At 60.0% G+C, this 21,346-nt stretch carries 21 protein-coding genes and 1 tRNA gene; 13 read left to right on the forward strand and 9 right to left on the reverse strand.

Features of this window, described 5'->3' with window-relative positions:
* Positions 1-145: 145 nt before the first annotated feature.
* The 3 genes from Q8M73_05750 to Q8M73_05760 all read right to left on the reverse strand — a co-directional run bounded on the left by Q8M73_05750 (position 146) and on the right by Q8M73_05760 (position 1,950).
* Positions 146-218 (reverse strand) — tRNA-Lys (locus tag Q8M73_05750).
* Between the two features lie 24 nt (positions 219-242).
* Entirely contained in the window at positions 243-1,736 is a 1,494-nt protein-coding gene (locus Q8M73_05755) for an SGNH/GDSL hydrolase family protein (protein ID MDP2288054.1), read from the reverse strand.
* Positions 1,729-1,950 (reverse strand): DUF5522 domain-containing protein, encoded by a 222-nt coding sequence (locus Q8M73_05760; protein MDP2288055.1) that lies wholly within the window; start codon positions 1,948-1,950, stop codon positions 1,729-1,731. The genes Q8M73_05755 and Q8M73_05760 overlap by 8 nt, the downstream gene beginning before the upstream one ends.
* A gap of 62 nt (positions 1,951-2,012) precedes the next feature.
* Between Q8M73_05760 and Q8M73_05765 the strand changes: the two genes are divergently transcribed.
* Both Q8M73_05765 and Q8M73_05770 read left to right on the forward strand, forming a co-directional pair.
* On the forward strand, positions 2,013-2,621 hold the full coding sequence (locus Q8M73_05765) for a vitamin K epoxide reductase family protein (GenBank protein ID MDP2288056.1): 609 nt from the start codon (positions 2,013-2,015) through the stop codon (positions 2,619-2,621).
* A gap of 118 nt (positions 2,622-2,739) precedes the next feature.
* On the forward strand, positions 2,740-3,318 hold the full coding sequence (locus Q8M73_05770) for a heme-binding beta-barrel domain-containing protein (protein MDP2288057.1): 579 nt from the start codon (positions 2,740-2,742) through the stop codon (positions 3,316-3,318).
* A gap of 50 nt (positions 3,319-3,368) precedes the next feature.
* Here Q8M73_05770 and Q8M73_05775 read toward each other — a convergent pair whose 3' ends face one another.
* The 5 genes from Q8M73_05775 to Q8M73_05795 are packed head-to-tail and all read right to left on the reverse strand — an operon-like array spanning position 3,369 to position 8,360.
* Complete coding sequence (locus Q8M73_05775) at positions 3,369-4,388, reverse strand: TIGR03842 family LLM class F420-dependent oxidoreductase (protein ID MDP2288058.1); 1,020 nt, start codon at positions 4,386-4,388, stop codon at positions 3,369-3,371.
* Positions 4,389-4,423: 35 nt separating this feature from the next.
* A complete protein-coding gene (locus Q8M73_05780; GenBank protein ID MDP2288059.1) occupies positions 4,424-5,944 on the reverse strand; it encodes a CoA-acylating methylmalonate-semialdehyde dehydrogenase in 1,521 nt (506 codons plus the stop codon).
* 2 nt (positions 5,945-5,946) lie between these two features.
* A complete protein-coding gene (hydA, locus tag Q8M73_05785) occupies positions 5,947-7,365 on the reverse strand; it encodes a dihydropyrimidinase (GenBank protein ID MDP2288060.1) in 1,419 nt (472 codons plus the stop codon).
* A gap of 16 nt (positions 7,366-7,381) precedes the next feature.
* Entirely contained in the window at positions 7,382-8,218 is an 837-nt protein-coding gene (locus Q8M73_05790; protein ID MDP2288061.1) for a nitrilase-related carbon-nitrogen hydrolase, read from the reverse strand.
* A gap of 10 nt (positions 8,219-8,228) precedes the next feature.
* Positions 8,229-8,360 (reverse strand): hypothetical protein, encoded by a 132-nt coding sequence (locus Q8M73_05795; protein ID MDP2288062.1) that lies wholly within the window; start codon positions 8,358-8,360, stop codon positions 8,229-8,231.
* A gap of 70 nt (positions 8,361-8,430) precedes the next feature.
* Here Q8M73_05795 and Q8M73_05800 point away from each other — a divergent pair, with 70 nt between their 5' ends.
* The 4 genes from Q8M73_05800 to Q8M73_05815 all read left to right on the forward strand — a co-directional run bounded on the left by Q8M73_05800 (position 8,431) and on the right by Q8M73_05815 (position 11,106).
* Positions 8,431-9,960, forward strand: coding sequence for a hypothetical protein (locus Q8M73_05800; protein ID MDP2288063.1), 1,530 nt, complete (start codon positions 8,431-8,433; stop codon positions 9,958-9,960).
* A 157-nt stretch (positions 9,961-10,117) separates the two neighbouring features.
* Positions 10,118-10,321, forward strand: coding sequence for a hypothetical protein (locus Q8M73_05805; GenBank protein ID MDP2288064.1), 204 nt, complete (start codon positions 10,118-10,120; stop codon positions 10,319-10,321).
* A gap of 118 nt (positions 10,322-10,439) precedes the next feature.
* Positions 10,440-10,808, forward strand: coding sequence for a type II toxin-antitoxin system RelE/ParE family toxin (locus Q8M73_05810; protein ID MDP2288065.1), 369 nt, complete (start codon positions 10,440-10,442; stop codon positions 10,806-10,808).
* A complete protein-coding gene (locus tag Q8M73_05815) occupies positions 10,801-11,106 on the forward strand; it encodes a helix-turn-helix transcriptional regulator (protein ID MDP2288066.1) in 306 nt (101 codons plus the stop codon). Before Q8M73_05810 ends, Q8M73_05815 begins: the two co-directional genes overlap by 8 nt.
* Positions 11,107-11,140: 34 nt before the next feature.
* Here the strand turns inward: Q8M73_05815 and Q8M73_05820 are convergent, their stop codons facing one another.
* The gene (locus tag Q8M73_05820) at positions 11,141-11,374 is read right to left on the reverse strand and encodes a hypothetical protein (protein MDP2288067.1); all 234 of its coding nucleotides are present in this window, start codon (positions 11,372-11,374) and stop codon (positions 11,141-11,143) included.
* A gap of 298 nt (positions 11,375-11,672) precedes the next feature.
* Here Q8M73_05820 and Q8M73_05825 point away from each other — a divergent pair, with 298 nt between their 5' ends.
* The 7 genes from Q8M73_05825 (at position 11,673) to Q8M73_05855 (ending at position 21,307) form a co-directional block, all read left to right on the forward strand.
* Positions 11,673-12,260, forward strand: a complete 588-nt coding sequence (locus Q8M73_05825) for a hypothetical protein (protein MDP2288068.1) — start codon at positions 11,673-11,675, stop codon at positions 12,258-12,260.
* 11 nt (positions 12,261-12,271) lie between these two features.
* Positions 12,272-13,231 (forward strand): nucleotidyl transferase AbiEii/AbiGii toxin family protein, encoded by a 960-nt coding sequence (locus Q8M73_05830; protein ID MDP2288069.1) that lies wholly within the window; start codon positions 12,272-12,274, stop codon positions 13,229-13,231.
* Positions 13,232-13,304: 73 nt separating this feature from the next.
* On the forward strand, positions 13,305-14,135 hold the full coding sequence (locus tag Q8M73_05835; protein ID MDP2288070.1) for a hypothetical protein: 831 nt from the start codon (positions 13,305-13,307) through the stop codon (positions 14,133-14,135).
* A gap of 751 nt (positions 14,136-14,886) precedes the next feature.
* Positions 14,887-15,285: a hypothetical protein gene (locus Q8M73_05840; protein ID MDP2288071.1), complete on the forward strand. Its 399-nt coding sequence runs from the start codon at positions 14,887-14,889 to the stop codon at positions 15,283-15,285.
* Between the two features lie 156 nt (positions 15,286-15,441).
* Positions 15,442-16,359, forward strand: a complete 918-nt coding sequence (locus tag Q8M73_05845) for a hypothetical protein (protein MDP2288072.1) — start codon at positions 15,442-15,444, stop codon at positions 16,357-16,359.
* A gap of 375 nt (positions 16,360-16,734) precedes the next feature.
* Positions 16,735-19,503 carry a class I SAM-dependent DNA methyltransferase gene (locus Q8M73_05850; GenBank protein ID MDP2288073.1) on the forward strand — a complete coding sequence of 923 codons (2,769 nt, stop codon included), beginning with the start codon at positions 16,735-16,737 and terminating at the stop codon, positions 19,501-19,503.
* Between the two features lie 130 nt (positions 19,504-19,633).
* Positions 19,634-21,307, forward strand: a complete 1,674-nt coding sequence (locus tag Q8M73_05855; protein MDP2288074.1) for a diadenylate cyclase — start codon at positions 19,634-19,636, stop codon at positions 21,305-21,307.
* The last annotated feature ends 39 nt before the right edge of the window (positions 21,308-21,346 follow it).

Below are 21,346 nucleotides of genomic sequence, written 5' to 3' on the forward strand. Positions count from 1 at the left end.
CCACAGACGGAGAACTGATCAAAGAACTCACCCTGGACGCCACAAAAAACTACCAACAACAATGAAAAACGCCCCCACCAACAGGTGAGAGCGTCCACGATGTCTCAAGACATCTGACCTCGATGTCCCGAGACATCACACAAAGTACACCGCGAGGGACTTGAACCCCCAACCCGCTGATTAAGAGTCAGCTGCTCTGCCAGTTGAGCTAGCGGTGCGTAGTGGAGCGGAAAGTGTAACAGTCAGCCAAGGGCGACCTTGGCGGCCTCGGTGATGGCTGAGGCCATCTGTCGCAGTCCTTCGGGATTGGGATGAAAGGAGCCGCTGGACATTACGCCGAGCTGCGCAGGGAACACCCACGAGCCTTGCCCAGCACAGATTCCATGGCCGCTTGCCGACTCCCCGGATCGAGCCCAGGTGCCTGTGACTGGGCGCCAACCGAGGCCCGCCGTGGCCTGAATCTGCTGATTCAAGTTGCCGGCTGGCAGTGGAATCGACTTCACTCCCTGGTTGGTCGTCTGGTAATTGACAGCAGGTGGTGGGGTCGGATTCAACAAGGCGTCGCGCGACCATGCGAAGTCCGGCGACGTCATTGTGAGATAGGAGCAAGGCCCACCTGCCGCGTTTCTCGTGATATCTGGATACAGGGTTGGCAGCACTGCGGCATTTGGCGCGAGAGTGATGGGATTGGCGCAACTGCTGCCATTGAAGCATTTGGCAATAGATGCGTAAGCGCCGGGCAGTTTGGCAGTTTGGGCGCTGACGCCTGCGTTCAAACTTGGAAACGCACGCAGGGGGCCTGCATTTGCTGGAACCAGCGGGCAGTTGCTGTTGATAAGGCATGAGCTGATGATTGAACCGAAGCCCACATCGTTGCCCCCTATGGACAGCGTGACCAGGTCAACCGGACTGTCGCCAATGATGCTTCGAGCCTGCGCCAGTTGCGATGGCAGTTGACCGGTCTGCTGTCCGAGGATGCCTTGCGAGACGGTCGCCCCGCTGCAGGTGACGTCCACGAATGTGACCGAAGTCTGGTCCGACGCCCTTTCAAGAGCGAGGGCGGCTTGCGCTGGTGAGCTGCGAACGCTGCGCCGGCAGTCGGTGTCATCCCAATAGGGTCGGAAACTTGAGAACAAGCCGCCTTGTTGAACCCACGCATCCACATTGCGCGGGTTGCCCTCGCCAGATGCGTATGAATCGCCCAGTGCCAGCATCAGGATGTTCTTCACCTGGCCGTCAATCGCATTGACGGCTGAAGCCGACCCGTTGCTCACCTTCAATTCGAAGCGGTAATTGCCTTCAGGCAGCGTAATGCGCGTCTTGCATGCCTTGGCTGTCAGAGCCCTAGCTGGGAGTTGTTGAACGGCACCGCTTGCAGTATTCGTGACTGACCACGTGAAGCGCGTTGCCTTGGAGTTGCAGGCGTTGAGAGTGACGGGAAAACCTTGGGGCGAGAGGTACCAGGACAGTGAGCCATTGATCAGTCGCTCATTTGGCTGGGCAATGTGATTGCCGCTGCCAACCATCGCGACCGAAGGGGTCATGGTCAGTGCGCCCGACTTCGGCACGCCGCCGTCGCCGTCGATGAAGCCATCGCCATTGGTGTCCTTGCTCAAGTCCACCATCGACCAGGAGGCCTTGGCCACCACTGGTGACGGACTAGCCGTGGCTGGCATCAGCGCCACAAGCGAGAAGAGAGCTGCACTGCCCGCGAAGGCAGCTAGTCGCCTAGACATAGGGGCAGTGCCGGCAGCCGTTGGTGCAGCAATTGCCTCGCCGAAGATGGGTTGCCGCGGCAATCACGAACAGACCGGACACCGGATCCAGATATCCGGCCTGGCCTTGATCCATCGCGGCGGCGTGGCGCCGGATGATTTCGCTGTAGTAAGGATGAGCTGGCGAGAGCCGATCCTCATGTGGCTGGGTGAGCGGTCGTGAGGCAGCAGCCATGCCATTGATTATGCAGGAGGCCGGTAGCCGCCGGACTCCTGCTGCCAAGGGATACTTGCTCAATGTCGACTGCCTATGCCTTCACCCCACTGCCGCGAGCTCAGCGTCATATCGGGGCATTCAGCGAGATGCTGGTCTCATCCTTGCTCTCGCTCATCGCCTCGTTGGTGCTCTCTGCAGAGGCCATAACTCTGGCAGCAAACCCCAATGCGGTCTTCTCCTGCGATATCAACGCGAACATCTCCTGCAGCGTCGTGGCGCAGACATGGCAGGCCTCGCTATTTGGATTTCCGAATGCCTTCCTGGGCCTGATTGCTGAACCCGTAGTGATCACGGTGGCCATTGCCTCGATCGCTGGCGTGGCCTTCCCGCGTTGGTTCATGAACGCTGCGCAGTTGATGTACACCGTTGGCCTGGTGTTCGCCTACTGGTTGCTCTACGAGTCGTACTTCCACATTGGGGCTCTGTGCCCATGGTGTCTGCTGGTGACAGTCACCACGACCATGGTCTTCGCCTCGATGACGCGGGTGAATATCTACCGCAACACATTTGGATTCAGCGAGCGGACCCACGCGCGCCTGACGCGAATGCTGGATGCCTGGATCGATCACTACATCGTGATTCTGGTCATTGCCATCATTGGGGGCATGATCGCAATCAAGTACCTCTAAGGTCGGTCCATTAGTTAGGTGGAGTCGCGGAAATGTGCGGCTCTGGCTTCTATAAAATGACTGGCACACGTACTCGGCAAACTGTTGCAAAGCTTCGACAACCGATCAGGGAGCGATCATGAACGAAGAGTGGGGACCACTAGCCGGACTCATCGGCGAATGGGAGGGCGAAGGTGGCGTAGACCATGCCTTCAAGCACAGCGCGGAGGTTGTCTTCGATACGACCTACCGTGAGAAGTGCACTATGAAGCCATTTGGTCCAGTCGACAACGGAACGCAGTCGCTGTATGGCTTGGACTACAAGTCAGCCATGTGGCGTGACGATGAAGAGAATCCTTTCCATACCGAGGTCGGTTACTGGCTCTGGGATGCGGCCACCGGTGAGGTCATGAAGGGCTTCGTCGTGCCGCGCGGCATTGTGGTGTTGGCTGGCGGGTTCACTACCGCAGATGCCAAGGTCTTCACGTTGAAGGCTTCACTCGACGACCCGAAGTATGCGATCGGTGAGAACACCTACCTTGCAGCTAACGCCAGCAGCACGTCGTATGAAGTGACCATCACCGTCGGAGATGGCACCTTCGGCTACGACCAGACAACCTGGTTGAACATGAAGGAGTTCGCAGAGCCCTTCCCGCACACCGACCATCACTCGATGAACCGCGTCAGCGAAGGCGAAGCTGGTTCCCTGAAAATGTGATGGCTCTGCTTCCCTCGTTGCCACGGATGTTGTTGCAATGAGGGAAGCAGTCAATCAATCGCGTGCAGGTGTTCCTGCACGGCAGGGATGATCTTCTCTCCGTACGCCGCGAGGGTGTGGTCGTTGTCGTCGTGCTGGAGATACACGGCGAACTGATCGACGCCGAGGGCTTGCAGCTCTTTGAGTCGGCGAATGTGCTCGGCAGGTGGGCCAATGATGCAGAAGCGGTCAACGATCTCGTCGGGGACGAAGTTGGCGTGCTCGTTGCCTGCCTGGCCATGCTGGTTGTAGTCATACCCGCGCCGCGCCTTGATGTAGTCCGTCAAAGCTTGAGGAACTGCACCTCCGTCCTCGCCGTATCGTTCGACGATATCTGCTACGTGGTTGCCGACCATCCCGCCGAACCAGCGCAGTTGGTCACGAGCGTGTTCGATGTCCTCGGTGACGTATGCCGGTGCGGCCACGCAGATATAGATCGAATCAGGGTCCCTGCCTGCGGCCGCGGCGGCGTCGCGAACGGCTTTGATTGTCCATTCGGCAATCGAAGGATCAGCGAGTTGCAGGATGAACCCGTCGCCGACCTCGCCAGCCAGAGCCAGCATCCGTGGACCGTAGGCCGCCACCCATATCTCAGCCCGGCTGGTATGCGCCCAGGGCAGGCGAAGGCTGTTGCCCTTGTATTCAATGGTCTCCCCATTTACCAGTCCTTTGATGCCCAAGACGGCCTGCCGGAGGTGGTCGACTGTGACCGGTTTGCCGTTGGTCACCCGCACCGCGGAATCGCCCCGGCCGATACCTATCACTGTCCGATTGCCATACATCTCGTTGAGAGTTGCGAATACTGATGCCGTCACGGTGATATCGCGGGTTGCTGGATTGGTCACCATCGGCCCGACGAACACTTTGCGTGTCTCGTCCAGGATCTTGCTGTAGATGACGTTGGGCTCCTCCCACAGGATGTGCGAGTCGAAGGTCCAGACGTAGCCGAAGCCATATGCCTCTGCACGCTTGGCAAGGTCGATGACGCGGGCAGCAGGGGGAGTGCACTGCAGTACGACTCCGATATCCATGATTCGCCTTTCCTTCGCGGGGTCTTGCCGGTGGACTAGCGCGTGCGCGGGAAGCCGAGGTCGACCGTGGAGGTCGCGGGATCTGGCCACCGTGAAGTGACGGTCTTGGTTCGGGTGTAGAACTCGACTCCTGCGGGTCCGTAGATGTTGCTGTCCCCGAAGATCGAGGCCTTCCAGCCGCCGAAGCTGTAGTACGCGACTGGCACCGGGATCGGCACATTGATGCCGACCATCCCAACATTGATCTCATATTGGAAGGCGTGAGCGGCCCCGCCATCGCGGGTGAAGATTGCTGTGCCGTTGCCGTATTGGTGGGTGTTGATGAGGTTCACGGCTTCGTCGTAGGTGTCGACTCGGACGATTGCCAGGACCGGACCGAAGATCTCGTCGTCGTAGGCGGACATGCCCGGCCTGACATGGTCGATGAGCGAGACTCCCAGGAAGAAGCCGTTCTCCGGCAACTCGGCCTCGCGCCCATCGACCACGAGCGTGGCTCCCTGCTCAGGAGCGTTCGCAAGGTAGGACGCGACCTTGTCGCGATGCTCACCAGTGATGAGCGGGCCCATCTCTGAGGTGGGATCGCTACCCGGTCCGACCTTCAGCTTCGGCAGCCGCTCAGTGATTGCGTCAATGAGCCTGTCGCCGACACCACCGACGGCGACGACGACGGAGATGGCCATGCACCGCTCGCCGGCAGAGCCATATGCGGCGCTGACAGCAGCGTCGGCTGCCATGTTGATGTCGGCATCGGGCAGGACCACCATGTGGTTCTTCGCCCCGCCCAAAGCCTGCACCCTCTTGCCGTTCGCGGTGCCGGTGGCATAGATGTACTTGGCAATAGGCGTTGAACCCACGAAGCTCACCGCCTGGATATCTGGATGCTCAAGGATGCGATCAACTGCGACCTTGTCGCCTTGAACGACATTGAACACACCATCGGGAAGCCCCGCTGCCTTCAACAGCTCTGCGAGCAGCAAGGAGACCGAGGGATCTTTCTCGCTTGGCTTCAGTACGAAGGTGTTACCTGTGGCGATTGCATTGGCGAACATCCACATCGGGACCATGGCAGGAAAGTTGAAGGGAGTGATGCCGGCGACCACGCCGAGCGGCTGCTTTATTGAGTACACATCGACTCCGCCAGAAACGCCCTCTGAGTAGCCGCCCTTCAACATCGCCGGGATGCCACAGGCGAATTCGATGTTTTCGATGCCGCGCGCAAGCTCACCGGCCGCATCGCTGGGAACCTTGCCATGCTCGAGCGACAGCAACTCCGCGATCTCATCGCGACGACCGACCACGAGCTCGCGGAATTTGAACATGACTTCAGCACGGCGAGACAGCGAAGTTGCCCGCCACGCAGGGAACGCGGCGCTGGCTGCCGCGACTGCGGCGTCAAGTTCGGCAGTGGAGGCCAGCCCTACTTCGGCCTGTTGCACTCCCAAGGCCGGGTTGTACACCGGACTCACGCGGCCAGAAGTTGAAGTGACAAGTGAGCCGTTGATCCAATGATCGATGGTTCGCACGTGGGTTACTCCGCTCTCAGTTGCAAGGTCCATTGTCAGATGAGGTACTGCGAGAGTCCACGCTTGAGGTACTTCCCGCGGCCCTTCACGCCGAAGTACTGATCATCGTCAACGACCACCAGACCTCGAGCGATGACCGTGTCGACATGGCCGTCGATGTTCACGCCCTCCCATGCCGAGTGGTCCATATTCATGTGGTGGGTCTTGTGAAAGCCGATCTCGGTTCGACCTGTGGGGTTGTAGATCACGATGTCCGCGTCCGATCCTGGCGCGATGACGCCCTTCTGCGGATACAGCCCGAACATGCGTGCGGGAGTCGTCGATGTGATTTCCACCCAGCGTTCGATGCTGATCTGCCCGTCGACAACGCCCTGGTAGATCAGGTCCATCCGGTGCTCGACCGAACCGATTCCGTTGGGGATCTTTGAGAAGTCCCCGAGTCCGAGCTCTTTTTGTTCCTTGAAGCAGAATGGGCAGTGGTCTGTGCTGACGATCGACAGATCGTTGGTGCGCAAGTAGCGCCACAACTCCTTCTGATGCTCCTCGGCCTTGGAGCGCAGTGGAGTCGAGCACACCCACTTGGCACCTTCGAATCCGGGCTGTGCCAGCTGGTCCTCAAGTGAGAGATACAAATACTGCGGGCATGTTTCCCCGTACACATTCCAAGCGTCATCCTTGGCTGACTGAAGAACAGACACGGCTTGCTTGGCAGACATATGGACGATGTACAGGGGTGCGCCTGTCAGACGCGCGAGCATGATCGCCCGATTGGTGGCCTCGGCCTCGGTCTCCCAAGGTCGCGTCAGCGAGTGGTACTTGGGATCGGTCTTTCCCTCGGCCAGTGCCTGGGCGACGAGTACGTCAATGGCAGTGCCGTTCTCGGCGTGCATCATGATCATCGATCCGCTCTGCGCCGCTGACTGCATTGCTCGCAGGATCTGACCATCGTCGCTGTAGAAGACACCTGGGTAGGCCATGAAGAGCTTGAAGCTCGTGATGCCCTCGTCGACCAATTCGTCCATGGCCTTCAACGACTCGTCGTCGACTCCACCGATGATCTGATGAAAGCCGTAGTCGATGTGGCAGTTTCCGGCGGCCTTTGCATGCCAGGCAGCTAATCCGTCTTGCACACGCTCGCCCTGTCTTTGCACTGCAAAGTCGAGGATGGTGGTGGTTCCGCCCCATGCTGCGGCCCGCGTCCCGGTCTCGAAGGTGTCCGAGGCGAAGGTTCCGCCAAAGGGCAACTCCATGTGGGTGTGTGCGTCAACGCCGCCTGGGATCACGTACTTGCCGGAAGCATCGATAACGCGCTCGGCTTCGGCTTCCAGGTTTGCTCCCAGCGAAGTGTCGCCGGGAAGGATGAGCGCGGCGATGCGCTCTCCATCGATCAATACGTCAGCCGCACTCGTGCCGGTGGCTGACACGACGCTTCCGTTCTTGATGAGGATGGTCATCGTTGCGTCCCTTCGATTATGGCCGGACTATGTCGCCGTAGGAATCTGGTCGACGGTCGCGGTAGAACGCCCACCGATTTCGGACCTCGGCGAGCAGGTCCATATCGAGTTCACGTACGAGAAGCTCGGGCTGGTACGGATCGCCCTTGTCGCCTACGTAGTTGCCTTCAGGATCCACGAAGTAGGACTGGCCGTAGAAGTCATCGTCACCGAGGGGTTCGATGCCGACTCGATTAATGGCACCGACGTAGTACTCGTTGGCCACTGCCGCGGCGGGTTGCTCGATGCTCCAGAGGTATTGCGATAGGCCACGAGATGTGGCAGAGGGGTTGAAGACGATCTGCGCGCCATTGAGCCCCAGCGCGCGCCATCCTTCGGGGAAGTGACGGTCGTAGCAGATGTACACACCAATCTTGCCGACTGCAGTGTCGAACACCGGATAGCCGCCGGTACCCGGGCGGAAGTAGAACTTCTCCAGAAATCCGGCGACCTGTGGGATGTGGTGCTTGCGGTATTTGCCGAGGTAGGTGCCATCGGCATCGACGACTGCGGCGGTGTTGTACAGAACGCCTGGCTGCTCCTGCTCGTACATCGGCAGGATCATGACCAGGCCCAGTTCTCTGGCAAGTGCCTGGAAGCGCTCGGTTGTTGGCCCCGGGATCGACTCGGCGTACTCGTAGTACTGCGCGTCCTGGACCTGGCAGAAATAGGGCCCGTAGAAGAGTTCCTGGAAGCAGATGACCTGCGCGCCCTGTGCAGCAGCATCGCGGGCGTAGACCTCGTGCGCGCGGATCATTGACTCTTTGTCGCCAGTCCAACTTGTCTGGACCAAAGCGGCGCGAATGATGGTCATGTCGTCCTCCTCATCGGGTGGGCGCGAAACGTGACACTGATCGATCAGCCAAGTATGGACCACACAGCAGGCCCAGCAAGCCCGCTATGGAGACGACGAACCAGTTGTTCGTGATGGTGCTCAGGAAACGCTGCCGGCTCATGCCAATCGCACCACGCCGCTGAGGCAAGTGCGGGCTACTATCGACGTACTCTGATCGAAGGGATCAAGCCATGCACAGCGCGGCTCGCACACTTGGACTGTCCGTCCGTGCTCTGATCATTTCCGCGCTCGTCCTGATGGGGCTTGGAGTGGGCGTCGCTGGACCTGCCGCTGCGGCTACCGGGTCGATCTCAGGACCTTCCACGGCGTTTGTCGCACAGTTGGTCAGCTTCCAGGTCGCCGGTGCGCCATCGCTGATCGGTGGCACTGTGACGGGGACGCTGATGAACGGCACAACTCAGGTGGGAACACCGGTGGTCGTGGTCGGTGGACAGGCGAGCCTGACGCTGACCACCCCGCGCAATCCCCAGCAGATGAGCATCTCGGTCTGGTTCTCGGCGGCCGACGGCAGCAGCCTGGGTCAGACCAGCGCCATCGCGCTTCAGGTGAGTGGCGTGCCCACGACGACGGCAATCTCGGCTCCGAATACCGCCCAGATCGGCGTTCCCACTCTGATCACGGTCAATGTCCAGTCGCAGAGCCCGAGCGGATATGCACCGACCGGGCAGGTCGTCGTGCGCGATGTCAATGGCGCAGTCATCACAACGATGGGACTGACCCCTTCGTGGACCAGCGTGCAGGGCCAGTCCTTCGCCTACTGGCGCTGGACACCGCCGTCTGCCGGGACGTTCACCTTCCAGGCCAGCTATGCCGGTGATGGCATAGCCGGGGCATCCACGTCGCCAGTTGATGTGATCATCGGCACGCCCAGCGGCAACACGATCTCCCTTGCGGCTCCGGGCACGATGACTGTCGGCGTGCCCGTTCTGCTCACGGGAACCGTTGTTCCCGCCAACACCCAGGGCTCGGCCGGCTTCACGCTCAACGGCGCGCCGATCTCGGCCTCGGTCCCCTTCGTCAACGGCTCGGCCACCTTCTTGTGGACGCCCACCGTCGCGGGCTCGGCAACGCTGGGGGTCAACTACATGACCAACAACGGTCGCTCAGGGTCGACGTCTGATCAGGTGAAAATCGTGTCCGGACCAGCCGCCGTGGACGTGATCACGCTCGTCGAGCCAGGATTTGGCCCGTGGGCGCCCAATGGCATCTATACCCGTGGCAATGGCACGACTTTCACCTTTCAGGCATCCACGCTCTCAGGTGCACCGGTGACCCTGGTGAACACTGGTCTGTGCAACAACACCGGCCTCACGCTGACCATCGACACGGGAACGGGCCAGTGCAACCTGGTTGCCAAGACCACCGGCGGTCCCGGCTATGCCCCTGTGCAGCAGGGATACACGGTCTTGATGGTGCCAGGGCAGCAACAGGCAACCCTTGCGGCGCCGCCTTCGGGCCGATTCCCGGTCGGTAGGACCATCCGACTGCAGAACCCGACCGAGGGTGTGACCAGTGCCAGCCAGAACATCAACTGGCGCATCACGGCCGGGTCCAATCGGTGCCGGCTACGGTTCCCGAGCAACGGGGCCGTCAATGTGGAACTCCAGCGTGCGGGCGAGTGCACTGTGGTGGCCCAGGCACCTGCGGTGCCCAATGCCTGGCAGTCATTCCGGCTGCAGCGCTCCTACACGGCGAGATAGCCAAGGAGATCCAAACGCCTTTGATGGGCAGGCGCGTCGGGGCGTATTCGATGGTGCAATGGGGTGAGTGACGGGACTTGAACCACCCACTTTGCCCTCTTCTATGAGGGAAACTCCGCTCCCATGCGTGCTTGTGTGCCTCTATGAATGTTTGATCGTGCTGACGCCGTCAGCAGAGTATCTCCTCTATCCCGGCCATCTGCCTAGTCGTCTCTCGGATGGCGGCTACGAAGCTCTCGTTGAAGCCCTGCGGCGTCTGAACACCGAAGGACAGATTCGACTGGATTCGCTCGACGAGGTTGCTGCGCGCCAGACGAGCCTGGCCCGCCGCCGGTGGGCAGATGAGAGGGTGTCGCTGTGAACGAGGCATTGGCGCGACCGCGCCAGCGACCGGACGACTATCTGGCCCAGACCTCCGCGACTGCAGCGGTCTTCCGGATGAATACAACACTTGCGCTATATAGCCTAGAGGGTGTAGCGTGACCGCTCGTTGGGAAGTGGAAGTTGACCTGGTCGAGGACTGGCTAGTTTCACTGGACCAGAAGTCCTACGAACAGGTCATCGCTGCTCTGGAGTTACTGGCCGAACGCGGACCGGGACTGGGAAGGCCTCTGGTGGACTCAGTGGTCGGCTCGCAACACAAGAACATGAAGGAGCTACGGCCGGGATCCAGCGGTCGATCCGAGCTGAGGGTGCTGTTTGCCTTCGATCCTGATCGCCATGCGATTCTGCTCGTGGCCGGAGACAAGGCTGGGAACTGGCAGAAGTGGTACCGGACGAATATCCCGCTCGCTGACGAACGCTTGACCGAGCACCTGGAACGACGGAAGGAAGGGCATCATGGCTAAGCGCCTTGAGGATCTGTTGCGCGAGCGCCCTGTTGATCGCGCTGCAGTTGACGCGCACAAGAAGCGCTTGCTGGATGAGGTGCGTGCCTATCGGCTTCGCGAATTGCGCGAGGCATCGAACCTGACCCAGGTTGAACTTGCCTCGCTACTCCATGTCAGTCAGAACCGCGTCTCTCGTATTGAGCACGGAGAGATCGAACATTCACAAGTCGACACGCTCCGAAAGTACGTCGAAGCGCTTGGCGGCACGTTGCACGTCGAGGTTGAGTACGGGGACGAGCGCATCCAGATCGCGTAGCCATCAGAAGGGATCCCGCTCGATCAGCTGATGGCTATGCAGGAATGCTTCCAGACGTCCTAAGCGCCTCAAGATGCCAGGCAAGTTTCTTGGTGTCCGCTACCCGTCCCTCAAGAAGGCGCACAGTGAAGATCTGAAGTTCGGCTTTGGACAGCGGCTCGGCCGTTTTCTGGAACATTGCCGACTGGAGCTTTCCGCGAATGTCCTGCCATTGAACGGCTATCGAAGCGAGACCATTGCCGCGTGTCCTGCGCCTTATCCGAGCCATGAAATTGCCCCTCCCTGTGTCATTTATGCTGACATGGGGAGGAGCGAATTGCGAAAAATTGTTGCGCTGCAACAACTTTTCGTGGGGTAAGTGACGGGACTTGACCACCCACATTGCCCACTTCTATGAGGGAAACCCCGCTCCCATGCGTGCTTGTGTGCCTCTATGAATGTTGGCTTGTGCTAACGCCGTCAGCAGACCACCTCCTTTCTCCAGACCCTCCGCGTAGTCGGCTTTCGGGAGGGAGTCAGACTTGTGTTAGATTGCCTATACATAAATCTAACACCGGAGGTGAATCGTGAGCACAGCCGCTCTCGTGAGGGACCGGGTCGTCAGCGCTCCTCGCGGCTCCTTCGTGCGTTCCGCCGACTTCCCCGGATCGAGCTCTGCCGTGGACATGGCCCTGTCCAGGCTGGCATCAGAGCCTGGACCCCTGGTGCGCGTGGGACGCGGTGTCTATTGGAAAGGCGTCGACAGCAGGTACGGCACCGGGGCCCCGCCCGCCCTCGACGCCGCTCTGGAAGTGGCAGGCCCGGGTGCCGGTCCGGCTGGCTGGAGCGCCTTGCGCTTCCTTGGGCTTACAACTCAGCTTCCGGCTTTTCCGCATGTGGCCGTACCGGGGCGCCAACCTGCCCTTCGCAATGCGCAGGTCTCCAAGAGGAGCAATGTCCTACGCGTCCTGTTGAACACTGCCGAAGTTGCCGTTCTCGAGGTCCTCCGCGAGGACTGGATCGATCGAATCGATGGCGGCGATGAAGCCCTCATTGAAGCCCTCCGGCGTCTGACAACTGACGGACAGATTCGACTGGATTCGCTCGACAAAGTTGCTGCGCATGAGACGAGCACGGTCCGCCGCCGGTGGGCATCTGAGAGGGTGTTGCTGTGAAGGAGTCACTGGTGCGACTGCGCCAGCGACCGGACGATCTTCTGGCCCTCACCGCCGCAACTGCGGACGCGCTCGCGATCCCGGCTGAGTTTGTGGAGAAGGACTTCTGGGTCGTGGAACTCCTGCGATCACTGTTCCTGCCGACAAACTTCAGTGCCGACGTCACGATTGTCTTCAAGGGTGGGACGAGCCTGTCCAAAGGGTTCGGTCTCACTCAGCGATTCTCCGAGGACGTTGACATCCTCGTAGTTCCCGCTGAGGCCATCGGCTCCAGTCGCATCGATCGAGAGCTGAAGGCGATCATCAGTCGAGGAGCGGCGGACCTTGGTCTCGACGACTCCCAGGTGAAGGTCGGGCCCTCGACCACAGGCGTCAAGCGCAACGCACGGTTCTTCTACCCGGCGAGTTACCCGGCAACCCAGGCAACCGAAGGTCTCTATCTTGAGATGGGCACGCGGGGTGGAACTCTGCCGGGACTGCAGGTACGACCTGTGACCAGTTACATCAGTCAGTTTCTGCTGAGTTCCGGACAGGCCGGAACCTTCGAAGAGGAACAGCCTGTACAGGCCTTGCTCCTTGATCCGATCAGGACCCTGTTCGAGAAGCTCTCCGCGCTGCACGCTGCAGCAATCGACGCGGAGGCGGGGGACTCGTCGTCAATGGCGCGTGTCGGCCGTCACTACTACGACGTACAGGCTCTCCTCGCTTCGGAAGGATTGATCGATCGGCTGAGCGAAGTGTCGATCGAGGAACTGATGGTCGATATCGCTGACGTATCCCAACGTAACGGCTGGGCATTCCACCCGCGGCCTCTGGCCGGGTTCGCGTCCAGTCCCGCCTTTGCACGTGATGGACGGGCCGTCGACCAGGGCCGAGTCTCCTACGAAGCTGCGCTCGGCCTCATCTATACGGAGCCGCCAACCTTCGAAACCTGCTTAGCCACGATTGAGAAGGCGTCAGCCCACCTCTAGTTGGCAGCAGGATGGGAACATACTTCCCACTTAGCGCGCGAATGTATGCGACAAGCAAGAGTTCGGGGGATCGATGCCTGACCAGTCTGATGACTCACCCAACGCTGTCAATGATGACTTGCGCGGGAGAGTGCGAGCGTGGCTGGAGGGAACTGGATTTCCGCTGGAGTTCCGAGTTGCAGAGGCCGCCAGGGAGCACGCTCCGCACTGGGTTGATCAATCGCGGTACTACACAGACCCGACCACAGGAAAGATTAGGGAGGCAGACGTCGTCGTCCAATGGGTTGGGCAGACCAGAGGGGCTTTCGCGAATATCGCAGTGGTGATTGAGTGCAAGTCGAAGCCACTTCCATGGGTCGCATTCGATAGCAACGTTGTCGATAACGACGCGTATAGACGCCTGGAATGGTCGCTCTACAAGGCGACCGAGCGGCATGATCAGTACGGGGATCGAATTGATGACGGCGTGCCCAACCTGGATACCTACGCCGATAAAGAGCAGACGCTGTTCAGGATGAGCCGCATCTCGACTGGGATAGTTTCCGCGATGTCCGGTGAGGGTGATCGTCGAGCAGGTGCAACAGATCCCGCCTGGGAGGCAGTGCAGGCAGCCGTTTCAGCTGCTCATGGTGTTGGCGCAGATTTGACTGTCAACCGGGCAGGCAGTTTCGACATCGTGCGCATTGCCGTCTTTCCCGTCGTAGTTACGAGCGGACGCCTCTTTCGGGCTTTTCTTGTCTCAGGTAGCAACCTTGAAGTTGAGGAGATTGAACGCGCCGAGATTCTTGTGCGCCTTAACTCTTCGCCCACCTTCACGCGCTGTTTCGTGGTCTCTGAAGCCGGGTTGCCGAACTTTTTGGCGGAGGCGGCAGCGACACCGAAAGCCCTGTTACACACGTCTTAGGTTTCAAGGCGACAGTCTGGGTACCTGACGGCGCGCTACAAACGGACTCATAATCTGGTCGTCGCGGGTTCGAGCCCCGCCCGCCCCACTCTGCATAAACCCCTTGTAAATCAAGGGGTTTATGTCTTCTAGAAGACTTCCAGGCATTGCTCAATGGGGCTGATTTTGCTCCCCGCAGTGGCACGCCGATGGCACGAAATTCCTCACGAGATCACGTCCGGAATGCGGGCAACGGCACGCAGAAGGCATGCTGACGACGACCACATTCGCGGACGGACTCTCTGTCTACGCGTTTGGGACGTGAGACCGAGCTCGTGAGACTAGGCCCGTTCGGGTGAGATCGCGGGCCTTCCCCGACGGCCGACCGGATACGGAGTCTGATGCAGACGCTTCGGCGTCTACCGCGCGCCGTCGCTGGTGGTGATTTACCACTGGAGGCACAGTCTCTCCTAGGGAGGCTCCGTCTGTCCTCGGGTAGATCCTAAAAGCGGGGGCAGGACGATAGAGATGGGCGGGAGAGGGATCGGCAGCTGTCTCGCCAGTGGACAGACAACTTGGGAAGGGGGTTGGAGGTCAGATCGGAATCCTGACTTCTTTGTTGATGGGACAACCCCAAGTATTGCGCCTGCCATGAATGCGCCGAATGCCTTCAGTGGGCCTTCGTCGCCTACGGGGACGTTAGACAACATAGAAACATTAGAACCGGGAGCATGTGGTACGCTGGGAGCGCATACTAGAAGGAGGTCGCCTCATGGGATTCCAGGTTTTTGACAAGCGCCTAGCGCCGCTTGCTAAGGCTCCCAGTATCACCATTCAGAAGCGCGGGATATTCTCGATCAACAAGACGGCCCACAAGTTGATCCACGAAGCCGACTCTGTGGAATTGTTATTCGACGATGAGGCCAAGATCATCGCGATGAGGCCGTCCAGTGAAGCTCACGCCTATGTGGTTCGGCCTCAGTCATCGCGAGATTCGGGTCAAATGATTCTGTCAGCGACAGCGTTCACTCAGTACTTCGACATCGATACGAGCATTAGCCGACGCTATAAGCCGTATGAGCAGGACGGGATGCTCTGTGTAGATCTAAGTGGACCAAGCGTTGAAGTTCGCGGAAACCGGACAAAGCATGAGGTGCCCGATGGCGAGTAGCCCCTAAAACTCTGGCCTGACCCCGGTGGAACGGAGTCAGGCCAGGACCGGCCCGAAGGCGCGGTGATGACTTGGTAGTCCTCCCCAGCGTATCGAAGAAACCTGAGGCATGTTGCCTCGCTTCCTCTTCGGGTCACAAACCGAAAGGAAGACGCAATGCCTACTGTTACCGACTATTACGGGATCGATAGGTCCGTGCCGTTCGTGAACGTCGATATCGCGGCTGACAACCGCCTATACGTCGACCCGCGTGCCATCCGGCTCCGCCGAGAACCACAGCCGTATGCGGCCGCAGCGATCGAGTGCGCCGACACCTTCCTCCGTGAGGTCACCAGGTGCGTTATCGACGGGACACCTACCGAAATGGCACGCGGCGAGGACCTCCTCCAGCATTTCGTCGAGCCTTGGGAGACCCGTCTAGGAATGGCAGTCGAAGGATTCCGAGGTCACGGCGGCGCCGAGGTCGTGGGCACTCGGATCTGGACCGCCCTGACCGATGACGTGCGTGCGCTTGTGCGCATTGGAGTTCTTCGGCAGCTCGAGGACCTTCCGCTGTTCGTTGACGGCGTCGACAGGGACATCACCTCCGATGTGACGACGCGAATCATCTTCGAGCCGCTCGCGCGTTTCACGGCAGCGGTAATCGCGGACTATCCGGAGTTCAGTGTCGGAGGCCACCGAGTAGAGACTTTCCGTCGTCAGGTATGGGATCCCGCTAAGTGCGGATGGAGCGAGGCGACCGTCTCGCTGCCTGTGTCCGGAGGAAGGCCGCTTCTTCTCGTGCCCAAGGGGTGGGCTCGCCCAAGTCTCCTCATGTCGGCAGGCCGCTACTACGAGACCGCAGTGCTCTCCTTCGCGCAGTTGGAACAAGCGGTACGCGCAGCAGACGGAAAGCTTCTGACGACGCCAAAAGACCGCCTCAGGGACCAGCCAGGCCTTGGACGAGGCCGAGCGACAAACCTGCGAATCACGATGAAAGCCTTGAGTGACGAGCAGGACCTGATCGCGGCCTTCAAGCGCTTCGTCGACGAGCGCTTCGACCCGGATGAGGTGTACGGGAAGTCCGCAGCGTAGGGGAGGGGGGTCTGGGTCGTCGCCGATTCAGACCCCTCTTAATGGGCAGGCCCGGGGTTCAAATCCCCGAGGCGGCTCCAGACAGAACGGACATATTTCGGGCTGAGTAAACCGAAATTAGACTGATGTACTCCGCAGAGCGATGCGATGTGGCCACTGGGGCGCGATAGGTTTCCTTGGCAACTTTGGGGCACGGGTCTGGCGCAGATTCCCCCATGCGAGTGGGACAGAAGTGCGGGCAAGGGCACATCGGTGGCATGTCAACTACGATCAGATTTCGTCCGTTCGTCGTCTGGTCGGCGTTCCGACGGGCAAGCGCCGGGCCGGGAGGGCCAAGTCAAGGACCGTGTCAGCTGCCGCCAGTAGCCTTCACGGGTGCCCAAGCCACTGTCGTTGAATGAGATTCGCGCGAACGCTGCGAAGTTTGCACGCGATTGGGCCGGTGAAAGCGGCAAGGAAAAGCAGCAGGATCAGGACTTCATGCGCGATCTGCTCAAGGTCTATGGGTTGGTCGACCGCATCGCACAGTGGCAGTACCAGGCCCATCGATTCTCCAAGGGTCGTGACGGGTGGATCGATGCCCTGATACCCGGCCAACTCGGAATCGAGATGAAGTCTGCGGGCCAAAACCTGGAGAACGCCGAGGCACAGGCGCTCGACTACGCACTTCCCGAGGCCGTGGCGCCCGTATTCATGCTGACCAGCGACTTCCAGCGGTTCCGACTCAAGGACCTACGCGACGGATCCGTGATCGAATGGTCGCTGGCGGAGTTCATCGAGAATGCAGAGCGTTTAGCTTTCCTCGCCGGATACGGGGTGCGCACATTCGGCTCGGCGGAGCAGGAGGCAGCCTCAATCACGGCCGCCAAGATCATGGGCAGTCTGTACGAGGAGCTTGAGGGCTCCGGGTACGACGATCACTCCGCCAGCGTGTTCCTCGTGCGCACGTTGTTCGCGCTATTTGCTGACGACGCCGGCATGTTCCCGAAAGACCTTTTCGCCGAGTACATCCGAACGCGCACGGCTCCCGACGGTACCGACTTGGGCGCACAACTCACGATGCTCTTCCAGGTGCTTGGCCAGCCGGAAAGCAAGCGTCAGAAGAACCTTGACGATCTCCTCACCCGGTTCCCGTATGTCAATGGCAGCATCTTCGACGAACCGCTCCCGCTTCCTGCGTTTACGCCGACGATGCGCACGAAGCTACTCGAAGCCTGCGACTTCAACTGGTCGGCCATAAGCCCGGCCGTGTTCGGCAGCCTGTTCCAGTCGGTTAAATCCAAGGAGGCCCGCCGCGAATTCGGCGAGCACTACACGACTGAGACCAACATCCTGAAGTTGATCGGCCCGATGTTTCTAGACGACATCAACGAGCGCTTGACCATCGGATGGAGCGACGTAAAGAAGCTGGAACGCCTCCGTAAGGACATGGGTCAGATGCGTTTCCTCGACCCGGCTTGCGGCTGCGGCAACTTCCTCGTCGTCGCCTACCGGGAATTACGTGCTCTTGATCTGAGGGTCCTCCTTCGCCTTCAAGACCTCGACCCTGCGAAGTACAAGCAATCGATGTTCTTCCTCGCCGAGGAACTGCCGGTGAAACTCAGCCACTTCCACGGCATCGAGATCGAGGAGTGGCCCGCCCGTATCGCTGAGACTGCGCTCCATCTCGTCGAGCACCAGGCTAACAACGACATGCGGAATGCCCTCGGCGATGGTCCCGACACCCTTCCACTGAACAAGGTCCGCACGATCACCGTTGCTAACGCGCTACGCACCGACTGGACCGAGATCGTCGAGCAGTCGGAACACCTGTACGTGATGGGCAACCCGCCATTCCTTGGGATGATTTCACGGTCCGTGGATCAGGTGGCTGACCTGGATTCTGTGTGGGGCGAACAGCGACATGGCTCGCAGGATTACGTCACGGGGTGGCACAAGAAGTGCCTCGATCTGTTTTCGGCATTCGGCTACCAAGGCCAGTTCGCATTCGTGTCCACTAACTCGATAACCCAAGGCGAGCCTGTCGCCCCGACCTTCCGCCCGATCTTCGCTGCTGGCTGGCGCATTGGCTTCGCTCACCGGACCTTCATCTGGACGAGCGAGGCAGCGAACTCCGCCCAGGTCCACTGTGTGATCGTCGGCTTCGATAAGCGAACTTCGCCGCCACGACTCTTCGACTACCGCGACCACAGGGGCGATCCAGTCGTCATACCAGTGTTGTGGCAGATCAATGCGTACCTGGTGGATGGTCCGAACGTCTTGGTGGATGCGGTTCAGAGACCAATCGCACCCGACCTGCCGGAGATCATCAACGGCAACAAGCCAGCAGATGGAGGTCACCTACTCGTCGAGCAGGCCGATCATTCGGCAGTCACCGCCGATCCTGTGGCTGCCAAGTATGTAAGGCCTTTCGTCGGTGCCCGCGAACTCGTCCAAGGTGCCCCACGATGGTGTCTGTGGATGCCGGTCGCGGCACCTGCGGACATCGCGGCTTCTCCTATTCTTAAAGCCCGATTCGATGCCGTCAAGGAGTTCCGCCTCGCGTCCACTCTGAAGGCGACACGAGATTCCGCCGCAACCCCATACCGCTTCTGGTACGTCTCCCACCGTGACGTTCCACATGTAGTGATTCCACGCCACGTATCGGAGACTCGTGCATTCTTCACTGCTGCGCTCGCTAACCCTGAGGTCATCTCTGGAGACGCCAACTTCACGGCGGAAGACGCTTCTGGGCTTGCGTTCTCGATCATCTCGAGTTCCATGTTCATCGCGTGGCAGCGCACCGTCGGAGGACGAATCAAGTCCGACCTTCGTTTCGGGAAGCTGCCGGTCTGGAACACCTTCCCGCTGCCGAAGTTGAGCGACGACCAGCGTGACTCGATCATCGCGGGTGGAGAGGCTGTGCTGGACGCACGAGCACTTCGCCCGGAGCGCTCCCTCGCGCAGCATTACAACCCGCTCGCGATGGACCCGACACTCCTCAAGGCGCACGCCCAACTCGACAGGACCGTCGATGCTGTGTTTGGACAGAAAGAGAGCCTCACCGAGGCTGACCGGCTTGCGGCGCTGTTCGCTTCCTACGAGCGCCTAATCAGCGACGGTCAACTCATGATCCCATCCTCCAAGAAGGGACGCCGGAAGTGACGGATTCTGCAGCTCAGGCCTGGTCGCGTTCCAGAGAGGGGAGGTGTGAACCGTGAGAGACACAATCGCCCAGTTCATGTGGGGCTTTTAGCCACACTTCAGGAACGGTCTCGAGCGGGTGGCAAGGAGCGTGTTTGAGCAGATTGGCTTCGGCCTTGGTGCTCGTGCGTACTTGGTCGGATTCACAGCGAACGCGGACGCCCCATTCCCAATCTGCTTCGAACCAGAGACCGATGCGCTTGCAGCTGTCGAATTGAGTCTTGTGGATCGGGTGGGGCAGGAACGCTACGAAGCGAATCCGTGGTCGGACTTCCGGATCAGCAGCCCACGACACCACGATCAGATGCATCGCTACCTGCTAAACCGTATGCGTGGTGAGGTGATTCGCGATGGGCTGGAAGCGTCCGAGCCGGGAGGACAGCAGTACTTCTTCGTCGGCGAGCCAGGTCTCGTCAACGGTTTTGCGGTTCACCCCGTCATCGCTGTTCCTCGCCGACGGTGGGATTCAAAGCCAGCGTTGAGTCGAAGAGAGATCCCGGGGGATCGCTTTGAGATCGTCCCGTCACTTCAGCACTCCCTGATCCGCGAACTACTCCGCCAGGCCACGGCTGACCTCAGCCAGCAGGATCCGCCTGAGGAGTTCTCAGCGCAGTGGTCTGACCGCTCCGAACTGATACGCCGAGCCGCCCGAGCGCTTGTGGGATCCGCATGTCGTCTGAGTGGCGACGACTTCTCCCACGAGATCGTCATTGCGCTCGACGAGGTGTCCGCTCAGCCTTACGAAGGCCGCGCTAGTGCCGGTGGGTTCGTGATTGCCGATCCCGACGGCCCTAACGTCCTCTTGTCGATGAAGTTCAGCAAGACAATCGGCCTTCCAGACACCCGTTCGCTGCGGAAGTCGCTTGAGATGTCTGGCGACGGACAGTACCTCCTTTGCCGGGAAGGCAAGATCCACGGAATGGCGCGTGTGAATAGTGGTTACGACCCTGCCGATGAGTCGGTATTCACTCTCGATGTAGTGGGCCGAGGTGCGTGGGAACTCCGGCACCTAGATGTTCCTCTCCTTCGAGTTACGAACACTCGTCCTAGTCTTCCTACGCCCCGGATCGATGAATCGAAGTTTCTAGATACTGCGGAGCGAGTTCTATCTTCCGCGACACCAGTCGCGCTTGGCAGATTGTGGCGCCTGACGCTGCTTGCTGCAGGGGCCAAGCACGGAAGCATGCTCGTGGTGCATCCCAACGCCGAAACTGAGGCGCTGCGTTTCCTCCCGCAAGCTCAGCTCATTGAGCCAGTCGACCTCGATGATGAAACATTCCAGGCGGCTACGAGCATTGATGGCGCAGTCCTGCTCGGACCCGACAGTATGTGTCACGCAGTCGGCGTCATCCTCGACGGCGAAGCAACTGGCGAGGGTTTGGCGAGTCGAGGTGCGCGCTTTAACTCAGCGGTTCGCTATCACGCGGGGCATGGATCTGGCGCCCTCATCGTCGTCGTCAGTGAAGACGGGATGATCGATCTCCTACCCGACCTGCCTCGCAGAGTGACTCGGGTTGAGGTCGAGGATGCAGTAATCCATCTCGAAGAGACCGTCACTGAAGACCCTGACTTCGAGAACTTCTTCAGACGGCACGATCACATCGAGGCGCTTGCCTTCTATCTCAGCGCGGAGCAGTGCGAAAGGGTCAACGGAGCTCGGGACCTCATCGAAACTCATCGGGCGCAGAGGAGCAACCTGACTCTGAGCGGTTGGCCGAGGTTTGCTCCAAACAGCCTCATGGACGAGAACTTCTTCTTGGACTGAGGCGCGGCGAAACTTGTTCGTGGCTCGAAACACGGCCCT

This window comes from Actinomycetota bacterium, from assembly GCA_030684515.1.
GTDB lineage: Bacteria > Actinomycetota > Actinomycetes > S36-B12 > S36-B12 > UBA11398.